Origin of the sequence: Candidatus Nitrotoga fabula (assembly GCF_905221025.1) — a bacterium.
In the GTDB taxonomy this organism is placed as follows: domain Bacteria; phylum Pseudomonadota; class Gammaproteobacteria; order Burkholderiales; family Gallionellaceae; genus Nitrotoga; species Nitrotoga fabula.
The window spans coordinates 28,478-53,879 of record NZ_CAJNBL010000009.1; the positions used below are offsets into that span (position 1 = coordinate 28,478).

18 protein-coding genes and 1 pseudogene are annotated in these 25,402 nt (G+C 48.7%); 12 read left to right on the plus strand and 7 right to left on the minus strand.

What is annotated here, in order from left to right; genetic code table 11:
• The first annotated feature begins 35 nt into the window (after positions 1–35).
• Entirely contained in the window at positions 36–2,189 is a 2,154-nt protein-coding gene (gene metG / locus KJA68_RS03825) for a methionine--tRNA ligase (protein ID WP_213035615.1), read from the plus strand.
• 259 nt (positions 2,190–2,448) lie between these two features.
• On the opposite strand, the gene dnaE is transcribed toward metG, so the two are convergent.
• From dnaE to KJA68_RS03845, 4 genes are all read right to left on the minus strand, one after another.
• Positions 2,449–5,922 (minus strand): DNA polymerase III subunit alpha, encoded by a 3,474-nt coding sequence (dnaE, locus tag KJA68_RS03830; protein ID WP_213035616.1) that lies wholly within the window; start codon positions 5,920–5,922, stop codon positions 2,449–2,451.
• A gap of 193 nt (positions 5,923–6,115) precedes the next feature.
• Positions 6,116–6,949, minus strand: coding sequence for a response regulator (locus KJA68_RS03835; protein ID WP_213035617.1), 834 nt, complete (start codon positions 6,947–6,949; stop codon positions 6,116–6,118).
• A gap of 515 nt (positions 6,950–7,464) precedes the next feature.
• Positions 7,465–7,932, minus strand: a complete 468-nt coding sequence (gene trmL / locus KJA68_RS03840) for a tRNA (uridine(34)/cytosine(34)/5-carboxymethylaminomethyluridine(34)-2'-O)-methyltransferase TrmL (protein WP_213035618.1) — start codon at positions 7,930–7,932, stop codon at positions 7,465–7,467.
• A gap of 21 nt (positions 7,933–7,953) precedes the next feature.
• Positions 7,954–8,763, minus strand: coding sequence for a ComF family protein (locus KJA68_RS03845; protein ID WP_213035619.1), 810 nt, complete (start codon positions 8,761–8,763; stop codon positions 7,954–7,956).
• Between the two features lie 95 nt (positions 8,764–8,858).
• On the opposite strand from KJA68_RS03845, the gene bioB reads away from it, so the two are divergent.
• The 6 genes and pseudogenes from bioB to KJA68_RS11090 form a co-directional block, all read left to right on the plus strand.
• Positions 8,859–9,821 (plus strand): biotin synthase BioB, encoded by a 963-nt coding sequence (bioB, locus tag KJA68_RS03850; protein WP_213035635.1) that lies wholly within the window; start codon positions 8,859–8,861, stop codon positions 9,819–9,821.
• Positions 9,822–9,962: 141 nt separating this feature from the next.
• Complete coding sequence (locus tag KJA68_RS03855; protein ID WP_213035620.1) at positions 9,963–11,192, plus strand: aminotransferase class I/II-fold pyridoxal phosphate-dependent enzyme; 1,230 nt, start codon at positions 9,963–9,965, stop codon at positions 11,190–11,192.
• A complete protein-coding gene (locus KJA68_RS03860) occupies positions 11,176–11,955 on the plus strand; it encodes an alpha/beta fold hydrolase (protein ID WP_213035621.1) in 780 nt (259 codons plus the stop codon). Before KJA68_RS03855 ends, KJA68_RS03860 begins: the two co-directional genes overlap by 17 nt.
• Entirely contained in the window at positions 11,948–12,823 is an 876-nt protein-coding gene (gene bioC, locus KJA68_RS03865; protein WP_213035622.1) for a malonyl-ACP O-methyltransferase BioC, read from the plus strand. Before KJA68_RS03860 ends, bioC begins: the two co-directional genes overlap by 8 nt.
• 389 nt (positions 12,824–13,212) lie before the next feature.
• Entirely contained in the window at positions 13,213–14,472 is a 1,260-nt protein-coding gene (locus KJA68_RS03870) for a 6-phosphofructokinase (protein ID WP_213035623.1), read from the plus strand.
• Between the two features lie 598 nt (positions 14,473–15,070).
• Positions 15,071–15,166, plus strand: a pseudogene (locus tag KJA68_RS11090) (IS3 family transposase); the annotation flags it as partial.
• Positions 15,167–15,265: 99 nt separating this feature from the next.
• Here the strand turns inward: KJA68_RS11090 and KJA68_RS03880 are convergent.
• The gene (locus KJA68_RS03880; RefSeq protein WP_213035624.1) at positions 15,266–16,576 is read right to left on the minus strand and encodes a P-loop NTPase family protein; all 1,311 of its coding nucleotides are present in this window, start codon (positions 16,574–16,576) and stop codon (positions 15,266–15,268) included.
• Between the two features lie 419 nt (positions 16,577–16,995).
• Between KJA68_RS03880 and folD the strand changes: the two genes are divergently transcribed.
• From folD to KJA68_RS03895, 3 genes are all read left to right on the plus strand, one after another.
• The gene (gene folD / locus KJA68_RS03885) at positions 16,996–17,853 is read left to right on the plus strand and encodes a bifunctional methylenetetrahydrofolate dehydrogenase/methenyltetrahydrofolate cyclohydrolase FolD (RefSeq protein WP_213035625.1); all 858 of its coding nucleotides are present in this window, start codon (positions 16,996–16,998) and stop codon (positions 17,851–17,853) included.
• 56 nt (positions 17,854–17,909) lie between these two features.
• Positions 17,910–18,269: an FKBP-type peptidyl-prolyl cis-trans isomerase gene (locus KJA68_RS03890; protein ID WP_213035626.1), complete on the plus strand. Its 360-nt coding sequence runs from the start codon at positions 17,910–17,912 to the stop codon at positions 18,267–18,269.
• Positions 18,270–18,654: 385 nt separating this feature from the next.
• Complete coding sequence (locus KJA68_RS03895; protein WP_213035627.1) at positions 18,655–19,317, plus strand: DUF4254 domain-containing protein; 663 nt, start codon at positions 18,655–18,657, stop codon at positions 19,315–19,317.
• A gap of 6 nt (positions 19,318–19,323) precedes the next feature.
• Here the strand turns inward: KJA68_RS03895 and KJA68_RS03900 are convergent, their stop codons facing one another.
• On the minus strand, positions 19,324–21,609 hold the full coding sequence (locus KJA68_RS03900; RefSeq protein ID WP_213035628.1) for a DUF5672 family protein: 2,286 nt from the start codon (positions 21,607–21,609) through the stop codon (positions 19,324–19,326).
• 176 nt (positions 21,610–21,785) lie between these two features.
• Entirely contained in the window at positions 21,786–22,679 is an 894-nt protein-coding gene (locus tag KJA68_RS03905) for a c-type cytochrome (protein ID WP_213035629.1), read from the minus strand.
• A gap of 812 nt (positions 22,680–23,491) precedes the next feature.
• Here KJA68_RS03905 and KJA68_RS03910 point away from each other — a divergent pair.
• Positions 23,492–24,238, plus strand: a complete 747-nt coding sequence (locus KJA68_RS03910; RefSeq protein WP_281412130.1) for a tetratricopeptide repeat protein — start codon at positions 23,492–23,494, stop codon at positions 24,236–24,238.
• A 685-nt stretch (positions 24,239–24,923) separates the two neighbouring features.
• Positions 24,924–25,235 (plus strand): hypothetical protein, encoded by a 312-nt coding sequence (locus KJA68_RS03915; protein ID WP_213035631.1) that lies wholly within the window; start codon positions 24,924–24,926, stop codon positions 25,233–25,235.
• The last annotated feature ends 167 nt before the right edge of the window (positions 25,236–25,402 follow it).

Consider the following 25,402-nt stretch of genomic DNA (forward strand, 5'->3'; position numbering starts at 1 on the left):
TACAATTACATTAATTTACACTGGGTTTTACATTCATGTCGCGCACGATATTGGTTACCTCCGCATTGCCTTATGCCAATGGCAGTATTCATCTGGGTCACCTGGTTGAATATATTCAGACAGATATATGGGTACGTTTTCAGAAAATGCAAGGCAATACCTGTTTCTATATTTGTGCTGATGATACGCATGGTACGCCCGTCATGCTTCGCGCAGAAACGGAAGGCATCACTCCTGAACAACTGATTGATCGCGTATGGCATGAGCACAAATCTGCTTTCGAAGGCTTTCATGTTGAGTTTGACCACTATGGCAGCACCAACAGCGACGAAACCAGAGGGTTTGCAGAGGAGATTTACCGCAGGCTGAAAGCTGCAAGCCTGATTGAAGTGCGTTCTGTCGAGCAGTTTTATGACCCCGTCAAGAAGATGTTCCTGCCTGACCGCTTTATCAAGGGTGAATGCCCCAGGTGCCATGCCAAAGATCAATATGGCGACAATTGCGAAGTCTGCGGTTCTACATATTCGCCTACCGAATTGATCAACCCCTACTCTTCTGTATCGGGTGCGCAACCGGAGCAACGCAGTTCGGAGCATTATTTTTTTAAATTGTCTGATGCGCGTTGCCATGATTTTCTGAACAGCTGGACGCAGGGCAGGTTGGATAAGCAGAAAGTTGCACCGCTGCAGGCAGAAGCAGCCAACAAGATGCGCGAATGGTTTGCTGCTGGCCTGTCCGACTGGGATATCTCTCGTGATGCGCCGTATTTTGGCTTTGAAATTCCGGATGCTCCTGGTAAGTATTTTTATGTCTGGCTGGATGCCCCGGTTGGCTACATGGGGAGCTTCAGGAGACTGTGTGCGGATAAAGGGATCAATTTTAATGAATACTGGCGTGCAGATTCCAATGTCGAGCTATATCATTTCATTGGCAAGGACATCCTCTATTTTCACGCATTGTTCTGGCCTGCGATGCTTGAGTTTTCGGATTTTCGCACCCCAACGCAGATATTTGCGCACGGTTTCCTTACGGTTAACGGAGAAAAAATGAGCAAGTCGCGCGGGACTTTTATTACCGCCGATAGCTACCTCCGTCAGGGGCTGAATCCGGAATACCTTCGGTATTATTATGCCGCAAAACTGAATGGAACCATGGAAGACATCGACCTGAATCTGGAAGATTTTGCAGTCAAGGTGAACAGTGATCTGATCGGTAAGTTCATCAACCTGGCCTCGCGTGCGGCGGGTTTTATTGCCAAGCGTTTTGGCGGAAAACTTGCAAAAAAAGGTATTAGGTCAGAGTGCGCCGAATTAACAATGTTTATGCTAAAAACTCAGAATTTAGAGGATATTGGTTTTTTATGGGAGGGTGAATCCATTCATACCCAAAACATTGCCAAACTATATGAGCAGCGTAATTACGCCCATGCGTTGCGTCAAATCATGTATCTGGCCGATATTGTGAACAAATACGTCGATTGCTATAAACCATGGGAGCTGGCCAAGGAGGAAGAAAACCATGACAGATTGCATGAAGTCTGTACGGTTATTCTGAATGCATTCAAGAGGCTGACGGTTTACCTGAAGCCAGTACTGCCAAAGCTGGCTCAGGATGTTGAAATTTTTTTCAATATTCAACAGCTTGTATGGAGTGATGCGGATGAGATGTTGCCTGATCACCATGCAATTAATCCTTATTCACACCTGATGGCCCGTATTGAGCCAGAAATGATTAAAGCCATGATTGCTGCCAATCAGCAAAGCCTAAAGCCCCTGCCTGAATCGCACTCTCCTGCGCGGCATGCAGAAGCACAGCTGCATGATTCTGTGCAGCAGAAAGCTGCCGGAGGGGAGGTATCTTCGGTGATCTCGATAGAGGATTTCAGCAAAGTAGACTTGCGTGTGGCGAAAATTGTCAAGGCAGAGCATGTTGAAGGGGCGGAGAAGTTGTTAAAGCTGACGCTGGATATCGGTGAAGAAAGGTCGCGCACGGTATTTGCCGGAATCAAGTCGGTGTACGATCCTGAAAAACTGCAGGGAAGAATGACAGTCATGGTCGCCAATCTTGCGCCGCGCAAGATGAAATTTGGTTTGTCGGAAGGGATGGTTCTGGCAGCTTCCGGTGAGGCTCCTGGCCTGTTCATTCTCAGTCCGGACGACGGCGCTCAGCCCGGTATGCGAATCAAGTAGACATGACATGATGCGTATCCGGGTAGATATGCCTAAGGTTCCTTAAAGTATCTCGCTCATCCGGTTTTCTTTTACCATTGGCCTTTTCTAGTGGCCTGGATTGAAATTGCCTGCTGATTGCAGGATTGTCAATGTCCGGGGCGAATTCTGCAGGCTTTTCAAATCAGGTTGCCTTGTGGTCAGGGCAGTGGTGGGAAATGACCCGGCTGGGTAGCAGGCGATGCTGTGGGTAAAAGTAGAGTGTTATTGGACAGATGCGTTATGGGTAGATTATTTGAACGTTCTGCTCGCCCAGCAGTTTTTTTAATTGGGCCAGTAAGTCGTTGTGCAGGGTCACATTCCAGTTTTCTCCCAGCTTGAGTTGTGTGCTCGCGTAGGTGTTGCAGTAGTGCATGATCGTCATGCATTTGCCATCACGGTAAGGCGTGAGGAGTTCCTTTAGTTGGGATACGCTGATCTGCATATCGGATGAAATGTTTAGCTCCAGGCATTTCGCGAAAGCAGCGCGTGCTGAGGATAGGTCGAAGAGTTCCTCGCAGTTTACGCGCATGTTGTTGGAATATTCATCAAAACTGGCTTTCCCGCGTACCACCAGCAGCTCATCTTCTTTTATCCATGGGCGGCTGGCTTCGTATAGCTCATTGAATACCGTTGTTTCCAGCTGCCCGCTACCGTCATCCAGCGTGACTATTGCCATTCGCCCGCGCCGTGTTTGCTGTATCTTTATGGCAGATATGATACCCGCCAGGATAACCTGCATTCCACTACGTCGGTTATTGCCGTTTTGTGGCAGCATCTGAGGGGAGAGATCGTTCAGGCGAGTTTTGACAAAGAATTGCAGTTCGTTTGCATATTCCTGGAAGGGATGGCCGCTCAGATAAAAACCCAGGCTGGATTTTTCATGTTTTAATTGCTCGCGCAGTGTCCAGCGCGGGACGGTTTTCATCTCTGCCGGCATGGCACATCCTTCGTCTGCGCCGAACAGGTTGTTCTGATGGATGGATCGTGCCTGCTGTTCTGCGGCATTCATTGCGGTATCCAGTGATGCCAGCAACTGGTGACGATGGGCCGAGATTGAGTCAAATGCTCCGCTACGGATCAGTGCCTCAGTGGCACGCCGATTTACTATGCGTTTGTCTACCCGGCGGCAAAAATCAAAAAGATCACGGAATGGCCCCCCGGTTTTGCGAGCGTTCGTGATATTGTCTATAGCAGTCTTTCCTGTACCCTTGACCGCTTCCAGCCCGTATGCGATGGTTTTTTCGTTGATTGGCGTAAACCGGCTGGCAGATAAATTAATGTCGGGCGGTAAGATGTCAATTCCCTGCGCCAGGGTATCCAGGAAGAAGACATGTACTTTGTCGGTATTGTCCATGTCCGATGACAGTGTGGCGGCCATGAAAGCTGCCGGGTAGTGCGCCTTAAGATAGGCAGTCTGGTAGGACAGCAGTGCATAAGCTGCAGAGTGTGATTTATTGAAACCGTAGCCTGCGAATTTTTCCATCAGGTCGAACAGTTGCGCTGCCAGTCGCTCGCAGATGCCGCGCGCCACAGCCCCGTTCACAAAGGTGTCGCGCTGGAGTGCCATTTCTTCAGCGTTTTTCTTCCCCATTGCTCTGCGCAGCAGGTCCGCCGCTCCCAGAGAGTACCCGCCGATAATCTGCGCGATCTGCATGACCTGTTCCTGATAAACGATTACTCCATATGTGGGTTTGAGCGAGATTTCCAGATCCGGATGGAAATAATCTGCTTTGGCTCTCCCATGTTTGCGGTTGATGAAATCTTCCACCATGCCCGATTCGAGCGGGCCTGGGCGATATAATGCGACTAGCGCTACGATATCTTCAAAAGTGTCAGGCTGTAGCTTGACAATCAGCTTTTTCATGCCTGGGGATTCAAGCTGAAAAATCGCGGTAGTATTGGCTGCTTTGAGCAGATCGTAGGTTGGTTTGTCCTCTAGTGGCAGGTTGTCGATGGAGAATCTGGAGTTTCCAGGCATACCGTTTATATATTTCACTGCCCAGTCAAGAATGGTGAGCGTGCGCAGTCCCAGGAAATCAAATTTCACCAAGCCCACTTTTTCGACATCATCCTTATCAAACTGGCTGATGCCCTTGTCGCTACCTTCGGCATAATAAAGCGGGCAAAAATCGGTCAGTTTTCCCGGTGCAATCAGCACTCCACCTGCGTGCATGCCTACATTGCGTGTCAGGTCCTCCAGCCGCTCCCCAAGTTCGAGCAATTCTTCCACGCCTTCTTCGCTGTCGATGATTGTGTTGAACTCGGGTTCCTGTTCTCGCGCTTTTTTCAGTGATACCGGCTTTACTCCCTCCAGTGGGACAAGTTTGGAAAGGCGGTCGCACAGACCGTAGGGAAGATCCAGCACCCGCCCGACGTCACGAATCACCGCCTTAGATGCCATGGTGCCAAAAGTGGCTATTTGTGAAACGCTTGCTTCACCGTATTTTTGTTTCACGTAATCGATGACCCGCTCGCGCCCATCCTGGCAGAAATCTATGTCAAAATCGGGCATGGATACCCGCTCTGGATTCAGGAATCGTTCAAACAGCAGAGCATAGCGAAGCGGATCCAGGTCTGTAATGCCCAGGCTGTAAGCCACGAGTGAACCTGCTCCCGAGCCACGGCCGGGGCCGACCGGTACGTCATTACGCTTTGCCCAGCGGATAAAGTCAGCAACAATCAGAAAATAGCCGGAGAACCCCATTTTTATAATGGTTTCAATTTCGAATGCCAGGCGTACGGAATACTCCTCCGATTTAGCTGTGCGGGTGTCCAGGTCAGGGTATAACTGCAGCATGCGCTGTTGCAAGCCTTGCTCGGATTCAGTACGCAGAAAATCGTCCAGACTTTGACCGTTCGGGGTGGGGAAATCCGGCAGGTGAGACTTGCCCAGCTTCAGGGTAAGATTGCAACGCTTGGCAATTTCCACGCTGTTCTGTATTGCCTCGGGAAAATCAGCGAACAATGTGGTCATTTCGGCTTGGGTCTTGAAATATTGCTGCGGGGTAAATCTGGATATGCGTCGTTTGTCGTTCAGTACATATCCTTCGGCGATGCAGACCCGCGTTTCGTGCGCCTTATGCTCATCCTTGCCCAGAAATTGGACCGGATGAGTGGCGACCACGGGTAACGCCAGTTTTGCTGCGAGTCTGGCTGTTTCCTGTACATGCAGTTCTTCTTGCGTTATGCCGATACGCTGTATTTCCAGATAAAACCGGTCAGGGAAAAGTTCTGCCCATTCCAGGGCCAGCTGATGTGCCATTCCCTGATTGCCGTTCAATAGTGCTGTTCCAACGTCACCAAGGTGTGCACCTGATAATGCAATGAGCCCTTCCGTGCCTTCATACAACCATTTCTTGTGGATTTCCACGCGTCCACTATTGAGTCTTAAGAGATAGGCTCGAGTCACCAGATCACATAATCGCAGGTAGCCGGTATTGGATTGGCACAGCAATAGCAGACGGAACGGCTTTTCCGGCTCGGCCGGGTTGTGGATGGATACGTCGCAGCCTACGACGGGCTTGATTCCATGGGTGCGTGCTGCCTGGAAAAACTTGATCTGACCGAACAGGTTATTGAGATCGGTGAGTGCCAGCGCGGGCATGGCATCCTGTCGTGCCATAGCAATTGCATCGGGGATGCGGACTATGCCATCGGTTATGGAATATTCGCTGTGCAGGCGCAGATGGATGAAAAGGGGTTGTTGGGGCATGACAATGAATAATGACTACACCCTGAATTTTACCATCAGTTACCCGGCGGAAAAGTCGAATGATGGGTGTCTCTGGATAGGGTGATACGGTCTAAAAAACCTTGAACTAAGCCTTAATGTTTTAAGGGAAAGTTTGCGAACTGCAATGCCGGGTAGGTTCACCGCTGTTTTGGCATGAGTGTGCGACTGGCTGTCAGGATTCGGCGCGGATGCTTGCAGTAACTTCCTTGCCAACTCCGCGGTATCCAGTAAATTTTCCGGTCGAGTCGAACATTGGTTCGCCGCTGATCATGAAATATTGCTGTGAACCGTTCGGGTTATGTCTCCGGTAGATAAAATCCAGGAACGGCTGTCTTGCTGAAATGTAATTTTTCAGCATAGTCTGCTCACTCTGGTCCCAATGAGCTGCCTGCGGTGTGTTAGACTCGTCGAGCAGGTCGTTCACCTGGATGCCGAGCATTTCAAGAACCGGACCGTAAATGTTGGTAAAGTGTCCTGATGCGTCCTGCTCCCAATGCCAGTCGGAAGACAGCTCGGTTAGCCTGCGAAAACGAGCTTCGCTTGCTTTCAGTTCCGCGGTACGAGCTTGTACCGTTTGCTCCAGTATCTTATTGTAATTCTGCAGTTGTTTATATAACAGGCGTATTTCCAGCATGTTATGAATTCGGGTCTGCACCTCGGTCAGATCAAAAGGCTTGCTGATAAAATCTTTTGCGCCGGCTTGCAATGCGCGCAGCTTCTGGTTCGGCTGGGCGGTAATGACGAGGACAGGAAGGTAGCTATCTTTTTCAAATACCTTTAATTGCTCCATTACCTGATATCCATCCATTTCAGGCATTTGCAAGTCAAGCAAGATCAGGTCATACTCATTTTTACGGTAAAGTTCGCAGGCTTCAAATGGATTCTGTGTTGATGTAATACGCGTATAGCCGGCGCTCTTAAGGATTTCCTCTAGCAGGTTTACATTAGTTTTCTGATCATCAACGATCAAAAGACTGGCGTTAAGAATGTCGTTGCGGCTAAGCATAATTTTTTAGGGATGACTATAATTATTAGAAATGAATGGAATCAACAGGAAAATTGAAATTCCTTATGCCTTGAGTTCTGAGTTGAAATGAGCCCCGCATGTTGCATGCGGCATGTTATTTTTTTCTGTTATTTCAGTCTATTAAGCGCAGGTTCGCCATTGTAAGGGATTTGTCCATCAATTGCATCTAAATACACGCTTTTTCATGCGTTTCAAATCTGGTATCTGCGAGGCTCATTACATTGAGTGAGCATTGTGTATTCATTTTGCGTATACATAATATGTCCAATGCAGAGACTTGTTTGGCACTTCCTGGACTCTATTTTTAACACATTCAGATGCGAAAAATATAATATAAAAAATGCAGGTGTTTTTGTAAAGTAGTATGGCAGTGGTGAATCCAGAGTCGCTTGGCCAGGTTTTTGAAGTGAGAAGCTATAAAAATCAAAAATGCATGGTTTGATCTTCGGGTTGCATCACATTGTTTTTGCCAAATTGTGACATTCCTTGAATTATTATTCAGCCGCCCCTGCAAATTTGCATTGACGCCAGGCTTCGAATACTGCTACTGCTACGGTGTTGGATAAATTCAGGCTGCGGCTGTGAGGCAGCATGGGTATATATAGGCGCTGTTCGGGGAGCAGGGATGCCAGTATTTCTGCAGGCAACCCCCGGGTTTCTGGCCCGAACAGCAGCGAGTCTCCAGCCTGAAACTCTACTTTGTGATAAGGATGTTTGCCCTTGGTGCTGAAGGCAAGTAGCCGCGAGCCGGGCAAGGACTGTATGCAGGATGTGAGGCTATCGTGTATGCGTATATTGGCATGTTCGTGATAATCCAGTCCGGCACGTCGTAGTTGTTTGTCTTCCAGAGTAAATCCGAGGGGTTGAATCAGGTGTAACTGTGCCCCGGTATTTGCGCAGAGGCGAATGATATTTCCCGTGTTGGGAGGGATTTCGGGCTGGAAAAGGATCACATTCATCATGACCGGGCCTCGTGCTAAAAATTAAAGATGAATTTCCGGTGCCTGTTGCGGGTCATTCTTGAGTTTTTGTACAGGATCGGCCGACATTCGACAGGCAATCCCCGGATCGTAACCTGCGGAGGCATTGTGCGGCAAGGTTCGTGCTATGACCCAAGCGCTGATTTCAATGGCTCCTGCTTTGCGTAAGGATTGTGCCAGTTCATCCAACGAGGCACCGCTGGTCATTACGTCATCGATTATGGCGACATGCTTTCCCTGGAAATTCTGCGTGCAGTTGAATGCCTGTCGAACATTCTGATTTCTTTCTTTCCGTGTTAACGCAGCTTGAGGTGGGGTATCGCGGTTGCGTTCGCAGGCATCCGGCAGCAAGGGAATGTTCAAATGCCTCCCGAGGTGTCTAGCGAGTTCCAGTGACTGGTTAAATCCACGGCTGCGCAAGCGTTTGGGGTGGTGAGGCATCGCAACAAGATGGTCGGGATGTTGAGTGATACGCTGCGCGAGTTTTTCTGCAAGGCAGTGTGCCAGCATCAGTTTTTCTTTATGTTTCAGTGCCTGCACCAGCCGGTTGATCGGAAATGCATAAGCAAATACCGCCACGGTGCGGTCGAAATGGAGTTTCTCTTGCAGGCATTGGCCACAGGTTGTGCCATCATGGGTGGGTAGAGCGCATATTGGGCAGCAGGTTGCAGGCAGATAAGGCAAATCAGCGTCACAGGCAGCGCACCAGCCGCCAACCCGGCTGAGGGTGCCACATAGAACACATGGTTGTGCGGGTAGGTGTTGCCATAATTTTGTGCAGATGTTCAAAAATTGGCGGGTTAAAATTGACAAGTTTGCATCCTTTCGCGGATCATGTCGTACCGTTTAAATCATCAGAATTGCATGTTATGGATATTCAAGCTGAGCAATATAACCTTTCTGCCAAAATGAAATCTCCAGGTCAAATATCTACCCGGACGCTGCCTTGGAGCAGGGAGGAGGTTGATGAACTGTTCAAGCTGCCTTTCGCTGATCTGCTTTATCGTGCGCAGCAGGTACACCGTGAATATTTTGATGCCAATGCGATACAGTTGTCCACGCTATTGTCTATCAAAACGGGCGGGTGTCCGGAAGATTGCAGCTATTGCCCACAGTCTGCGCGCTATGATACCAGCGTGGGTGAAAAGTCATTGCTGGATATAGAGAATGTAATGGCTGCAGCCCGTACTGCGAAGGATGCGGGAGCAACGCGTTTTTGTATGGGTGCAGCCTGGCGCGGGCCGAAACAGCGTGATCTGGAGCCTGTTCTGGAAATGGTGCGCAAAGTAAAAGCGTTAGGTCTTGAGACCTGCGCTACGCTGGGTCTGCTGAAAGACGGTCAGGCCGAGCAGCTTCAGGAAGCTGGGCTGGATTATTATAATCATAATCTGGATACGGCTCCAGAATTTTACGGCAAGATTATTTCCACTCGCGATTATCAGGATCGGCTGGATACCCTGGAGCGAGTGCGCAAGGCTGGTTTGAACGTATGCTGCGGAGGAATTGTCGGGTTGGGGGAAACCCTGGAACAGCGTGCTGGCTTGATCGTTCAGCTGGCGAACCTGGATCCCTATCCTGAAAGCGTACCCATTAATCTGTTGGTGCAGGTTGAGGGTACTCCGCTCGCTGGTACCAAGGCATTGGATCCGCTGGAGTTTGTGCGCACCATAGCGGTAGCGCGTATTACCATGCCCCGTGCGCGCGTGCGATTATCTGCCGGGAGGCAACTGATGAGCGAAGCGGTCCAGGCTTTGTGCTTTCTTGCCGGCGCGAACTCGGTATTCTATGGAGAGCAGTTATTGACTACGGGGAATCCCGATGTGGAGAGAGACCGGGCGCTGTTCGATAAGCTGGGTATGTATCCGGCTTAAAAGCCTAATGTATATTTTCAAGCGGTAGCCTGAAGTGGAGATATCGCGGTTTATTGGATCCAGCCGGATATCATTTGACGCCACCATGGCAGGTAACCATGATGTATGAAGGCCTGAGTTTGCCCATGTTTGGAAATTCATATGCCGTTTGAGGTTTTACAGAATGCACTGGAGAGTCGGGCTGCAAAGGGGCTCATGCGCCATCATCGTGTTGTGAAGGGATCACAGGGCACACGCGTAGAGGTAGATGGAAAACCGGTTCTGTCTTTTTCCAGTAATGATTATCTCGGATTGGCATGCCACCCCTATGTGCTTGCCGCGTTGCAGGAAGGTGCACGGGATTATGGGGTCGGCGCAGGGGCGTCTCATCTGATCAGTGGCCATTTCAGCGTTCATCAGCAACTGGAACAGGCATTGGCTGCGTTCACTGGCAAACCTGCAGCCATTTTGTTTTCTTCGGGTTACCTGGCGAACCTTGGCGCGGTACAGGCGCTGGTTGGAAGAAATGACCGGATTTTTGCCGACAGACTGAATCACGCGTCACTCAATGATGCAATGTTGCTGTCGCGTGCCCGGATTCATCGCTATCGTCACAACGATATAGCGCATTTGGAACAGCTATTGAGACAGCCGCACAGTGGGCGCAGGCTTGTGATTACCGATGCGGTTTTTAGTATGGATGGCGATCTTGCACCGTTGCCGGAGCTGCTGGTGCTATGCGATCAATATGATGCCTGGTTGCTGGTGGATGATGCGCATGGCTTCGGTATACTGGGGAAGGAAGGGCGGGGATCCTTGTTTCATTCTTGTGATCTTGTGAAAAAAACTTCTGCAGCCAGCCTTGAAGATTATCCGGTAGCTCCAGTGGACAGGCAAGCATCCAGGTTATTTTCGCCGCGCATCATTTACATGGCTACACTGGGCAAGGCGGCAGGCGTAGCAGGAGCCTTCATAGCTGCGGAAAAGATCGTGATTGATACCCTGATCCAGAATGCGCGCAGCTATATTTATACAACCGCCAGTCCTCCTGCGTTGTCCAGCGCATTGCTGACCAGCATACGCCTGGTGCAGAAGGATCACTGGCGGCGTATTCATTTAAGGAAACTGATTGAGCAGTTGCGGGCAGGGCTGGAAAAGTTGCCATGGAAACTTCTGTATTCAGACACGCCCATTCAGCCGCTGTTGGTAGGGAACAGTGATTCGGCGGTAGCCTTGAGTGATAGCTTGTACAGGCGTGGTATCTGGGTTCCTGCCATCCGACCGCCAACTGTACCCCAAGGCACTGCACGGTTACGCATTTCTTTGTCCGCTGCCCATAGTGAGCAGGACGTGGCTCAATTCATTTCAGTACTGCATGAACTTGCATCCTGAAAGTTCTGGAGCCACCCCCCCGTTATTGCTGATACCTGGTTGGGGCATGCACTGCGGTATCTGGGGGAGAATGGCGGAACAGCTTGCCTTGCGTTTTCGTGTTCATTGTGTAGATTTTCCTGGGTACAGTAATGACCATGTTGTCTGCCCATACGATCTGGATGGTTTGGTACACTGGTTTTCTGATCGTTGGGATTCCGAATACCCGGGAGAACCGCTGGCTTTATGTGGCTGGTCGCTAGGAGGGTTGGTTGCACTGCGCTGGGCGCACCTTGTGCCGCACCAGATCAGTAAGCTCGTACTGATTGCCACTACCCCCAGCTTTGTTCAGCGCTGTGGGTGGGAATATGCAATGCCGGTAGCCACACTGGATGAATTTTCTGTTTCTTTTCTGAAGAACCACGAACAGACATTGAAGCGGTTTATTGCTATGCAGGCTCTTGGTAGCGAGAATGAGCGCAGGGTGCTGAAAGATTTGCGTGACCACCTCTGTGGCAGCAGGCAACCGAATATTGCGGCATTGCGTGAAGGGTTAAACATCTTGCGTGATACGGATTTGCGGATGTTTTTACCACAGATTACGCATTCATCCCTGGTGATCGCAGGCGAGAGCGATGTACTGGCCGTACCTGCCGCTTCAGTATTTTTAGCGCAGCAACTGCCGAATGCACAGCTGTTTAATATTGACGGGGCTTCCCATGCCCCGTTTTTATCTCATCCAGACAGCGTTATACAGCGGATGGAGGTGTTTTTAAATGGATGATTATCTGCTTGACAAGCGCCGGGTGAGGAAAGCGTTCAATCGTGCAGCGAATCAATATGACGATTTTGCCGTTTTGCAGCATGAAATTTGCAGCCGGATGTTGGAACGTTTGGACTATATCAAGCAAAAACCTGTATCCGTGCTGGATGCAGGCAGTGGAACCGGCTTTGGGATGCGAGAATTGTCGCAGCGATACCCCGAGGCTCACCTGATTTCTCTCGATATGGCAATTTGCATGCTACAGGTATCGCGAAGCCGTGTAGGCTGGTGGCATAAGTTATTCGACAGGAAAAGATACAGTTATGTTTGTGCTGACGTAGAGGATTTGCCGTTAGTCAAAAACTGCATTGAATTGGTATGGTCGAACCTTGCCTTGCAATGGTGCAATGACTTATCGGCCACTTTCAGAGAGTTACATCGCGTATTGAAAGTGGACGGACTGATCATGTTCAGCACGTTCGGGCCGGACACGCTTAAGGAATTGCGGAGTGCTTTTCAGGGAATAGATGGATACAGGCATGTCAATCGTTTCGCCGACATGCATGACATCGGCGACATGCTGAAATCCGCGGGGTTTGCCGCACCGGTGATGGACATGGAGATGATTACGCTGACTTACCATGACCTGAAAGGCGTCATGCACGATTTGCGCAGCATAGGCGCACATAATGCCACTGCCGGTCGCGGGCTGGGTATGATGGGCAAGGATTCCTGGTTGGCATTGCAGACCAATTACGAGAAATTCCGGCAAAATGGCAAGCTTCCCGCTACTTTCGAAGTGGTCTACGGACATGCTTGGAAGCCTGAACGAAAACCGCAGGTCACTGCAGAAGGTGCGCATATTATCCGAACCCCTTTTAAACTATGAAACCTAGATGATCTGTTTACTGAGATCGGATAGTAAAAAGACACATCTCCGACGCTGGGCAAAAAAACCTGCAATACTTCGGTTGCTTCGTGTGAATGGATCATGATATTTGGTCTATATGGTTCGTACATTTCGTGCAGTTCAAGAGAGTTTCCCTGGTATTGTTTTTACGGAAGCTGACCCTACGGAGTAGGATCAGCTTTGGTAAAAATAATATTGAAAATAAAATTCGCATATGATTGCTGAGGATGGATTTTCAACCGGTTGTGTGCGGTAATCCGGTGAGATGTTCCGGCTGGATTTGCTTTGATTTTTCTGAAAGGCGGTGTACTGTAGTATCGGGTTGTTGGTCATTCCGGTCAGTCAATGGATAGGAGGCAGAAAGCAACATGAGAATCAGGAATGCTTTTTATGCGCAGTCTGGAGGTGTAACCGCGGTGATCAATGCCTCGGCTTGTGGTGTGATCGAGACGGCGCGTGCCAACAAGGACAAAATCGGTAAAGTCTATGCAGGCCGCAACGGTATTGTTGGAGCACTCGCGGAAGATTTGATAGATACCGGAAAGGATACTGCCAAATCCATTGCCTCACTGCGTTATGCACCGTCCGGGGCATTTGGCTCCTGCCGCTTCAAGCTGAAGGGGCTGGAGGAAAACAGGTTGCAGTACGAGAGACTGGTTGAGGTTTTCAAGGCGCACAATATTGGTTATTTTTTCTATAACGGCGGAGGTGATTCTGCCGATACCTGCCTGAAAATTTCCCAGTTGGCCAATAAAATGGGCTACCCCGTTCAGGCCATTCATATACCCAAAACGGTGGATAATGATTTGCCGGTTACGGACTGTTGCCCGGGGTTTGGTTCTGTTGCCAAATATGTTGCAGTATCGGTTCGCGAAGCCAGTTTTGATGTGGCTTCCATGGCACAGACTTCAACCCGGGTTTTCGTGATGGAAGTCATGGGCAGGCATGCGGGCTGGATTGCCGCTGCCGGTGGTCTAGCTTCGGACAAGAATTGCGAGTTGCCGATTGTGATTCTGTTTCCCGAAATTCCCTTCAGCAAAGAAAAATTTCTGGCCAAAGTGGATGCCATGGTGCAGCAGTATGGTTATTGTTCTGTTGTGGTATCCGAGGGGGTGCGGGGGGAGGATGGAAAATTTCTCTCTGACCAGGGTTTGAGGGATGCTTTTGGCCACACCCAACTTGGTGGGGTGGCGCCCGTGATAGCGAACATGATCAAGGATGCGCTGGGTTACAAGTTTCATTGGGCGGTGGCGGATTACCTGCAACGAGCCGCGAGGCATATTGCTTCCAGGACGGATGTGGAACAGGCCTATGCGCTCGGTAAGGCTGCCGTACAGCTGGCACTGAAGGGCGAGAATGCAGTTATGCCCGCGATTGTTCGTCTCGCGGACAAGCCTTATCAATGGAGTATTGAGGTTGCGCCACTGCAAAAGGTGGCAAATGTCGAAAAAACTATGCCGCGCAATTTTATTACCAAAGACGGGTTTGGTATTTCCGAAAAATGTCGTGGCTATATGCTTCCCCTTATCATGGGTGAGGACTATCCGCCGTATAAAGACGGTTTGCCACAGTATGTCCGGCTTAAGAATGTGGCAGTGCCCAAAAAACTGGCTGATTTTGAAATATAACGAAACAGGGGGACGTCGATACTTCCCCGGGCATCATGACCAAGGAGCATGGGAGCAACAATTTTGCTTTTTCGTGTGCATCCTGTTTGCGAGTCCAGCGGTTGATATGTCGCATATAAAATCCGGAAATGAATTCAAACCACCCCGAAATCGGGTTGTTTTTCGGCATGGAAAGAAGGAGAAATCCCCATTCCATACTGGTTTGGGGATTTTTTGTTTGTAAATGGCTGTCCGCGTAAAAGTCTTAAAGTTGTGTAAAATCATATATTTGTTATGAAATTCCAGAATGTCAGGAAGAAACAAGGTCGAAAAATAGATGAGTTCTATTCTTATCGGTCTGTAGGGTAGAAATGGACAAGGTATAGATAAAAATAAAGCCAACTGGTTAGGTTGGCTCATTGTTGCTGTTTGTAAGGCTGAATTGTTCGTTGTAGAAGATTGTTTTGAAATCCAAGGGGGCTTGGGCCAGTCGCAAGGTCTTGACCGCCAAGGTGTTTGTCGATGCCGTAAAAAATCAGGGTTGCCAGTTGAGTATGGGTGGAAGGGGTGCTTGGCGAGATAATATTTTCGTCGAGCTCAAGTACGGCGGGTTTATCTACAAGCGTATAATTCCGTTGCACAAGCCAGAGCCTCGATTCTGGATTACTTCGACTGGTATAACCACGATCGATCCTATTCCAGCTTGAACCGATAAAAGTCTCATCAAATTTATACCGATTTGTTACCATCAGTCAAAAAGGCATGGATGCTATCGCATCCTACCCTCCTGACCAGCATTACTCAAAATTGCACTTCATTCCTGAATTCGCCTAGCAAATTCTCTAGCAAATTTCTCTAGAAATTCAGAAAATGCTGCTTTATCGTAAATATTAGACTGATTTTTATTGCCCGAGGAGTGTCCATTTTTGTGAAAATGAGCTAAGGCAAATGCCCTATAGATTGGATCAGAGAAAGAGTACAACCCTGAAGTCTGATCAAACCGTGTAATAGCTCCATACTCGTCAGTCGTTAATTTTTGAAGTGTACCTTTTAGGCTATTTTCAGGGTAATTCGATACTTTTTTTCTAATTTTTGTTAAAAGACTTGTTCTGGCGGACCCTCGTTCCCCAAATGAGCATAACGCTTCTAATGCTAAACTGACATGATTATGTTTTGTTTTTCTGCGCTCTTTGAGTGCTTTATCAAAAGCACTTCTAATACTATCCGAGGCATCTGCAACATAATGATTGAGTGCTGTTTCAAAGTGCGTTTTGTTTAGCTCTAGCTTTTTGTCAGAGGTTTCATTTATTTCTGCTGCTTGGCACATGTAAAAGCAAATGTGATGACACATAGATGCCAACCCATTAGAGTATCGAGCAATAAGTGATTTTAAATCTTCTCCAAAGGAAATGTTTAGAGCTTCTTCACCTTTGCTTACAATATTTTCTATTTCTTTTTCCGACATTAAGTCCACATGAATTTCTGCAACGCGATTTCGCATTTCAGGGTCATACTCAATTACTTGTCTTGCGGTATCTACTGCCCCAAGCGCGACAATTTTCAAGGCGTCATATTCATCAGACATATCCATGAAAACTTTCATTAGTTGAGCTAACTGTGGTTTTTCTGAATTATCAACCTTATGGAAATCTTCTATGATCCAGCAGCAATTTGCTGCTCCCAATAAGCGGCCAAGAAATTGGGGGGTTAATTGTGGAGGAAGTATTCGTTGTTCTTTGCTTGTATGTTCAGTTGTTTCAGACGATTTTAGTTTGCTACTAATGGCCAAATATGTTGCCGCCAAGTCAGTGGATACAGCCGTCTGAGAAGCTATTGTGCGCTCTGATATATAGTACGTAGCTAATTGATCAAATGCATTAAGAATAATTTGATTAAATGTCATACCCTTCATGCAGTGGGACGTAATATGTGCCTCATAAAGCTGGTTAAGCTTATTGAGCAATAAAGTGGTTTTCGCAGAGCCAGAATGGCCATAAACAATTATCTGTTTTCCTGGCATCTGAAGAGCATTTACTAACCTATCGTTAATCAATTCCCTATCTATAAATGTAATTCGAGCGGGTTTTGTTGGTGTAAAAACATCTTTAACTAGGTAATTATTCATTTGGTTACTTATTTTTATCATGAGAAAGTTTTTTACTTTCCCCGTTCAAGTAATACGGGGGCTGTAAATGTATCAATTGTTAAATGTAGCACCTGTTCGACGGTTCAAGGGGCTCGTTGCATTTTCTCCCGCTTTGGCAGGATTGATGTCGTATTCCTTCTCTTGATTTATTTCGCGCTTGTCTTTGAAGCGCTTAAATTGTGTAAACCGGCCCTGGCCAAAATCATGAATAACGTGGCGTTGATGATTGTGTCATGGTTAGGATTTTAGTCGGGACAGGAGAATCTCCAGGAAATTTTTTCTGTGTATGAAATGTTACAATGTCTTCGGTCTGTAAAATCAATTTTTTTCAAACACCATGACGGGGCTGCTGCTAATGCAAACGCAGGGGCGCCCGTGATCAATCTCAAGGAAGATACATGACAGCCCGCATCATTGATGGAAAAGCGATTTCCCAGGAACTGCGTGCCGCGTGGAAGGTGCGTGTGAACGAAATCAAGGCGCGTGGCGTTACCCCGGGTCTTGCGGTCATCATTGTCGGTGAGGACCCCGCGTCCAGGGTATATGTGGGCAACAAGGTGAAAGCCTGTGCCGAAGCCGGGATATATTCAGAGCATATCGCATTGCCTGCTGATACTCCGGAATCAGTCCTGTTGGCAAGAATTGCGGATTTAAATGCAAACCCTGCGATCCATGGGGTGCTGGTTCAGCTTCCGCTGCCTCGTCACATCGATAGCAACCAGGTGCTGGAAGCCATCCGCCCGGACAAGGATGTGGATGGTTTTCACCCGATGAATGTCGGGGCGCTGGTTACGGGTAATACTGCATTTCCGCCCTGTACCCCATCTGGTACAATGAAACTGCTGGAGAAAATGGGTATTGAAATCGAAGGCAGGCATGCGGTAGTGGTTGGTCGCAGCAATATCGTCGGAAAGCCCATGGCGCTGATGTTGCTGCACAAAAATGCAACGGTTACGATTTGCACATCCAGAACCGTTAATCTCGCCAAATATACCCGGGATGCAGATATTCTGGTGGTTGCTACCGGAAAACCCGGGATGATTACAGGCGATATGATCAAGCCCGGTGCAACGGTGATAGACATTGGAATTAACCGGATGCCGGACGGGAAGTTGACGGGTGACGTTGAATTTGAAAGTGTAAAAGAAGTGGCGGGCTACATTACTCCGGTGCCTGGCGGTGTTGGGCCAATGACGATTACCATGCTGATTGAAAATACCATACAGGCTGCAGAACGGGCAATAATTCGAAATTAATCGTCATCCCGAACCAATGGAAATGACAATTTATAAATCAACTCTCAAGGAATGAAATGACTACAGTTACTACCCCTTCCGGATTGCAATACGAAGACTTAGTTGTTGGCACCGGGGGCGCCGTCGCACAAAGCGGGCACACGGTTACCGTACATTACACCGGCTGGCTTACTGATGGGACAAAATTCGATTCCAGTAAAGACAGAAACAATCCATTTCAATTTACTCTGGGCGCGAGAGAAGTCATCGCCGGCTGGGATGAGGGTGTGCAGGGTATGCAGGTAGGTGGCGTGCGCAAACTGACGATTCCTTCATCGCTGGGTTATGGACCGCGTGGCGCAGGTCGCGTTATTCCGCCAAATGCAACGCTGGTTTTTGAGGTTGAATTGCTGGAAGCGTTGTATGCCCGTGGTTAAGGGCGTGGGGCAGTTTACCGGGCGGACACAGCGTGGCTCGCCGGGATTTGGAATTTAGAAGTAACCCTGCTGTACGGTTGGGCGGATTTTTTGTTTAAGCATGTGTCCTTGGGATTGAAGCCCTGGTGGAGGGGGTAGCTTGTGTACCTTCATCAGGCCTTTGCCTGCGTAATGGGGTGTAATGGGTTTATCAGCTGCACCCTGTAAATCAGTAATGGGTGCCTGTATGTTACCCATCGGCTTGCATTGCGGATTGTATTGAATGTTCCCTGTTCCCGGCATTGCTGTAATGCAGGCAGGTCGGGGGGCTTTTGGCCTGTTCACTTGGTCTTAGCGGTACAACTGGAATGCGTTCAATGATTCCTGCCTTTCCGGATCAAAAAATATGTGCCAGTTTTCAAGTGCTGCTGTGATCGCCCTTCACGATGATTATCTGAAGAATCTGTCCGGACATATATCACAGGACCCGGATATCAGCCTTCAATCCGGACTGTGGCAATGTGTGACCAGAAACCATCGTAATAATTGCCTTTTGTGGGAACAGGAAGATTTGGCTCGCCGCACCTTGTCCAGCGACCCGGAAATTGCTGCCAATAAGCGTGCGATTGATCGGTACAATCAGGCACGGAATGATGCCATTGAAAGTATCGATGAGCACTTGTTAATTTTTTTGGGGCTGGTGAATGCAGATTCTGCACGTCAGGATGCACCTGTTATCCAGATCGGGCAAAAAGCACGCTTGAACAGTGAGACCGCTGGCAGCATGGTGGATCGGTTGTCGATTCTTGCATTGAAGATACGTGCGATGGGTCAGCAGGTGGTGCGTGCGGATGTGGAGGAAGCGCATCGGGTAACTTGCCATGGGAAACTGCAACGTTTGAATGAGCAGCGTCATGATTTGGCTGCCTGCCTTGACGAGTTGATGGCGGACACCCGGGAGGGTCGTGCATATTTCAAGATTTATCGCCAGTTCAAGATGTACAACGATCCAGAGTTGAACCCTGTACTGGTGGCAGAGAAGAATTTGCGGCGTTTCCAGGCCAAGTAGAGGGACTTAAAAGATCCTGGAGTGTGCCTGTTCCGCTAAGCTGTCCAAAGCCACCTTCACTCGCGAGATTACTTCTTCCCAGTTGCCGATCTCCCTTTGCCGGAACAATCTATGGGTTGGATACCAGGGACTGTCATCTCTGCCGAGTAACCAGCGCCAGTCGGGTGCAAAAGGTAACATTACCCAGGCAGGTTTGCCAATTGCCCCTGCAAGATGTGCTACCGATGTATCAACGGAAATCACAAGATCCAGATTGGCAATCAGGGCTGCGGTGCTGGCGAAATCTCCAATATCTTCTTTCAGGTCGATGAAATATAGATTGGCAAGGGGCTGCTTCGCCTGATCTGTGCCATCGCCTTTTTGCAGGTTATAAAATACTACATTTTTTACCGTTCCAAGCAGATCAAGCTTGCTTAAGGGCAAGGAGCGATTCTGGTTGTTCGGGTTTTCTGGGCTTCCGGCCCACATTAATCCCACCTTGAATGCGCGTCCGGTATCCGGCATTTTTTTTCGCCATGCATCTATCCGGTTTTTATCGGGGAAGAGATAGGGGATGGGTGTGGGAATTGCATTGCTTGCCGTATGTAGCCTTGAAGGCAGGCTGAGTAATGGGCAATGGAAATCGTACCGGGGGGCGGGTTCGCCTGGTGAGACAATTTGTTTTATTCCCTGCACTGTCTGAAACAGTTGTTTTAGTGCTGGCTTGCACTCAAGCAGGACATGTACATTGAGAGAGGCTAGTTGAGGAATATATCGGATGAATTGTATTGCATCGCCAAGCCCTTGCTCTGTGTGTATAAATATGGTTTTGCCAAAGATGTCCTGTTCCTCCCACAGTGGATGCGAGAAACGCTTTTGTTCTCCGGCCAGTTCTGGCGTTTTCAAGCGCCATTCATACTCTTTCCACCCGCGTGAAAAATTAGCGGTTATGAGTAACGACAAGGACAGGTTCCAGTGCGCCTGGGCAAAATCGGGCATTATGGAAATGGATTTTTCGAAACAATGAATTGCATCGTATGAATGGCCTGTGGCTTCCAGGAGCAGTCCTAGATTGTTATAGGCTTCTGCATAGTTGGGATTGAGTTTAATCGCCTGACGAAAACATTGCTCAGCTCGTGAGGGATTGCCTAAGGCTTGTAGCGCTAACCCCAGGTTATTATGGAAGTCTGGAATGGCAGGCTGGATTTGAATGGCTTGTTCAATGAGCTGTGCTGCTTTTTCTGAGTCTCCCGACTGATAGGCAATGACCCCGGAATATTGCAATGCAATCGCATTCTGCGGGGATTCATGTAAAACCAACCCATACATGGCATTGGCATGCACAATATGGCCCAGCTGGTGGTGCTTCAATGCTGCGGATAACATCCAATGAATGTCTTTTTCGCGCTCGCGCGGTTGCAATGGCGTGTAGGAGACGGCACCAAGTTTTCCGCAACAATTCTTGTAGCGTTCCCCACTCCCGCAGGGGCATTTTTCGTTTCGACCCGGCGTGTGGGGAATGGCAGGCGCTTCCAGGGCTGTCATCTGCCTGCGGGCGTCTGCGTGTCCAGTATTGTTCGCAAGGATGCGTTGAAAAACTGCCTTGGCAAATGAATATTGGCGCATATCCAGGTAGTTGACTCCTAGCTGGAAAAACTGGACGGAATTGGTGATATGAGCGGGCAGGCGGTTGACAAACTTTTCTATTTCATTCGGGGCAAGTGCCATCCACAGGTTGAATAATCCGTGAAAGCCGAAAGGCTGTTGGGTCGGGTAGGTGGTTTCGAAGGAAAATTTTTCTGCTGTGTGATCTGGTGCGAATCGTATAGCGTATTTTTCTTCCAGAAACGGACGGTATTGGCGGCAAATCAGTACATCTTCCTCCAGCGTTCCATTAAAGGGGATTTCTTTTGTTGCGAGCAATAATTTTCGTGACCGAAGGGAAAATCCACCGTTGCCAACCCTGTGGTTGTCTTTATATTGACCCCATACCGCGCCGATATAGTCATAGTTTAAAAATTCATTTGTCCATGCATTGGGATGAATAACGTAGCCATCCCATTGGATAAGCAGGACAAACTCGGTTTCGATATGGTGGTGCAACTGGTGCAGTATGAATTTTGAATATTCCTGCCGCGAACGGATCGGTGGTATTTTTATTGTATCGATATCCGGAAGGTTATAGTCCCGGTCTGTCAGTAAGAGTGTGCGGCTAAAAATGCATTTTTCGCTGGATTTTCGTAATGCGTCAATGGCAAATGGATAATTAATGCAGTCGACACAGCAAAGCGTGACAGGAATATTAGGTTTCATTGCAAGACAGGTAATGGGTAATTTTGGGGTGGCCGTGGGTTTGACGGGCTATCCTATTACATACATGGTAAAGATAGAATAAAGCACAGTTTTGTATCGGCCTTGAGCTGAAATCGGATCAATTAAGAATGAATTCTGATGGTTGCGCTGTTGCCCGGTTTTTTGGAGCAGGTTGTTCATTGGTCTGTGTTTGGGTTTGCGGGCTTACGCTTGTTTTGCCTCATTGTTTTTAAATAAGCGACGATTTCTTTTGATATTCTAGCCCGGTTCGGGATCTTCTGCGTAAGTGCTGGCATTCGTGTGTTCAATCGAATGCCGGATGGATTTTCTATCCAGCGTATCAGATATTCTGGCCGGATATATTCAACTACGCTTATAGGGTAGTTCAGCTCAGGGCCCTTGTTCCCGCCCGCACCATTGATTGTATGGCAAGGCATGCAATACTTGCGAAAGTGCAGAAATCCGCGTCGGACGGCAGCGGATGAATTGACGGGGGGGGAAAGCCCCGGAAACTGGGATGCGAATGTCGCAAGCTCGATGCTCTTTATTTGATATGGCATATCGGAAGCGCCTTCCTGGAGCAGTATTTTTGATTTCATGTTGTCCCAGATCAGGTATAACGGTCCCAGCGGTACAATTTCATTACCCTGTAGCCGGTTGGTCAGGGTAAAGGGTGAGTGGTCATCGTGAGCAAAAGCAAAATAGGCATCATGGGAGAGAAATTTAGCAACCGGGATGCTCGCCTGGTACCCATCCAGGGAAAGGAACACGATTTCCTCTGCAGCTTCCCATTTTTTGCCAAATGTTTTATCAAGCAAGTTGCGGGCAGGGAAAGCCTTGTAAGTTTGCTGGCTTTGTTCGTGGACTTCGACAATTTTTATGGACTGGATAGGGGTAAGCGTAGCCAGGTCACGAAAATCCAGTTTTTTGACAAGTTTTCCCTGATCCTTGAATTCAATTCCCATCTCATCTTGTGAAAAAGCAGCCCCTGGAATGCAGATATTGCAGCAGATTGCCCAGAGAACCAGAAAGATGTTCTGTAAATTTGCAGAAAAAAATGGATGGTTCATTCGGTACCTTTGAAGCTGGGGTTTAGTAATTGACGAAACCATGGCGTTATGACGCCCGTAATTCCGTGCTGTTTCCATGGCAAAACGCTGATGTTCCATAAGGATGGTTGGATGGTATTGGCGTTGCTGCAATAATTTTATATGATCTTGAAAGCTTGCGTCTGAAAGACAGTATGTCTGAATCTGAAGGTATCGCATGCCCATGGGGGATGGCCGGAGGAATGGTCCCATACTGGAAAGATGGGGGGATGTGTGATGTGTGGAGAGGCGTTCTGTAGCAAGGGAAGCAGGTTTGATTTAAAGCTATGCAGGAAAATGTGGAGGTTGTTGGTTGTTCTGGTATCGTTGTCGTTTCCGGTAGCCGTATCGGCTGAATGTATCAGCTCACAAATCTGCGATGATTTTGGACAAAATTGCCGGGTTCGGGATTTATGTTCCAGTATTACGGATCTTCCGTCTACTAACATACCACCCATTCAGCCCCTGCCATCCACGGAGTTAAAACCATTGCCCGCATTGACACTGCCTCCGCTGGGAACATCGAACTGTCAATATATGCAAGTGAATGGAAAGTGGCAGAATGTATGTCATTAAATAAGGATGCGGGTGCGATGACAGGCGTCTTTCGGCCATATTTATGTAATGGTAGGGCGAGAACCATCTAGTGGAGAATGGGTCTAATTAATGTTGTGATCCGGTATCAGGCCTTAAAGCGATGCGCTTGTGTTATTTTGATCATTAAACGATAGAGCAGACGACCAATGAAACAAAAATTGTTTTTTATGATGGCGGCAATGTTGCTTATGGCTGACATGAGCTGGGCGAATACATCGAAAAGCAGCCATGCTTCGTTAGCAAAGGAACAATACATAGAAACGGCGCAGGCGGCAGCGAATGGGAATGCGGGAGCGCAATTCAAGCTTGGGCTGATGTATCACGAAGGGGATGGAATTGAACAGGATTTTGCAGAAGCACTGAAATGGTATCGTCTGGCAGCGGCCAGAGGGCATGCGGGTGCCCATACCAATATTGGAGTAATTTACAAATATGGCCAGGGGGTTCCACAAAATAATGCGGAGGCGTTGAAATGGTTCCGGCTTGCAGCAAACAAGGGAGATGCAAGCGCCCAGTCCAGATTGGGTTATATGTATCACCGTGGGGAAGGGGTGACGCAAAATACAGCGGAGGCGCTGAAGTGGTATCGTTTGGCCGCTGTGCAGGGCAATGCAAGCGCCCAGAACAATATCGGATCCATGTATCACAATGGTGAAGGTGTTGCAAAGGATTATGCTGAAGCCTTGAAATGGTATCGTCTGGCCGCAGCACAGGGATATGCGGCTGCGCAAAATAATTTAGGAATAATGTATGCAACCGGGCAGGGAGTTGATAAAGATTTTGTGCATGTGCATATGTGGCTTAGCATGAGTGCGTTGGCAGGCGATGCAGATGGTTTGAAATACCGTGATATGGTTGCGACGCTGATGACCCCGCAACAATTATCCGAGGCGCAGAAAATGGCGCGTGAATGCAGGCAAAAAAAATTCAAGGGATGTGATTGATGCCTGGATAGTGACCTACAACAGCGACCGCACCCATCAAGGCAAGATGTGTTGCGGACGCACCCCGATGCAAACTTTTGTGGCACGATAAAATCACCACATTGAACCGCTAGATTTGAGTTGACAGTCACTTTCGTCAAATTTGGTTGCGACTGCTACCTATCAGGTGTAGTAGTCCAGACTTCAACTGCCAGACATTGTCCGTTGTTCGGCCATTGCTGCCGGTGGCATCTAGATGAAACTGCGACCGGTATGGAGTTATTACCGGACATAGGCGCTGAAATTATTCAGAACGGCTGCTTTCTCGATACGAGACTGCGTACTATCGACGCACAGCGGACAACTGACATTCCGGAAAGCAGACCTTCAACGTTAAGTTGAGGGGCGCCGCGCTTTTGCGGCGTCGCTCTTGAATGACGGGTTGGGCATCTGCGCTCGCACCTATGAGATGGGACCACCACACTTTGGACACTTGGCTTCACCGCCGACACAGCTGAACAACCCAGCACTGAAGTCGCACTTATTGCACTTGGCTTTGGCAATGACGGTAGTCCGAGGACCGCCGCTCGCTGCGACTAGCGGGCCGCCGCAGCCCGGACATGACGCGGTGCCACCTATCGAAGCATACGTTGCTATTGTGGTTACGCATTTAGGACAGTGGTGGCCGATAAACACATTGGACTCCATGCTTGTCTCCCTAAACAATCTTGACGCCTGTGACTTTTTGCATGCCCGTGGCCACAGTTCTTACATGTGTGCCGGGTTGCAGCGTGACCGGGCCGCTTTTTGCGCCGATGCTCAAGCCAGTCAGCGATTCGCCACCGTGCGCAATAGTTTCAATCAGGCCACCGAGATTGATGCCCTGCTGCTCGGACTTGGCGGCTGCTTGGGACAGCGACTCGTCGATTTTGCACAGCAACTCAAGAATTACATCTTGAGCGATACGCTGCTTCTCGTGGTCGATTGCGTCACTGCGTCCGAGAAAGACCTGGCCTAGTGCGCCGATGGGGTCGTCAAATGCGCCAAAAAGCGCACCGATAGCGTTGCGATTTAAGACCGATTTCTTTCGCTCGCTCAGTCGCGTTTTGAATCGCCCCGGGTTTCGTGGAGGCTATTTGGTTTAAGTTCATGCCACCGTAGCGGCCTGTTTAGCGAGTTGCCGAT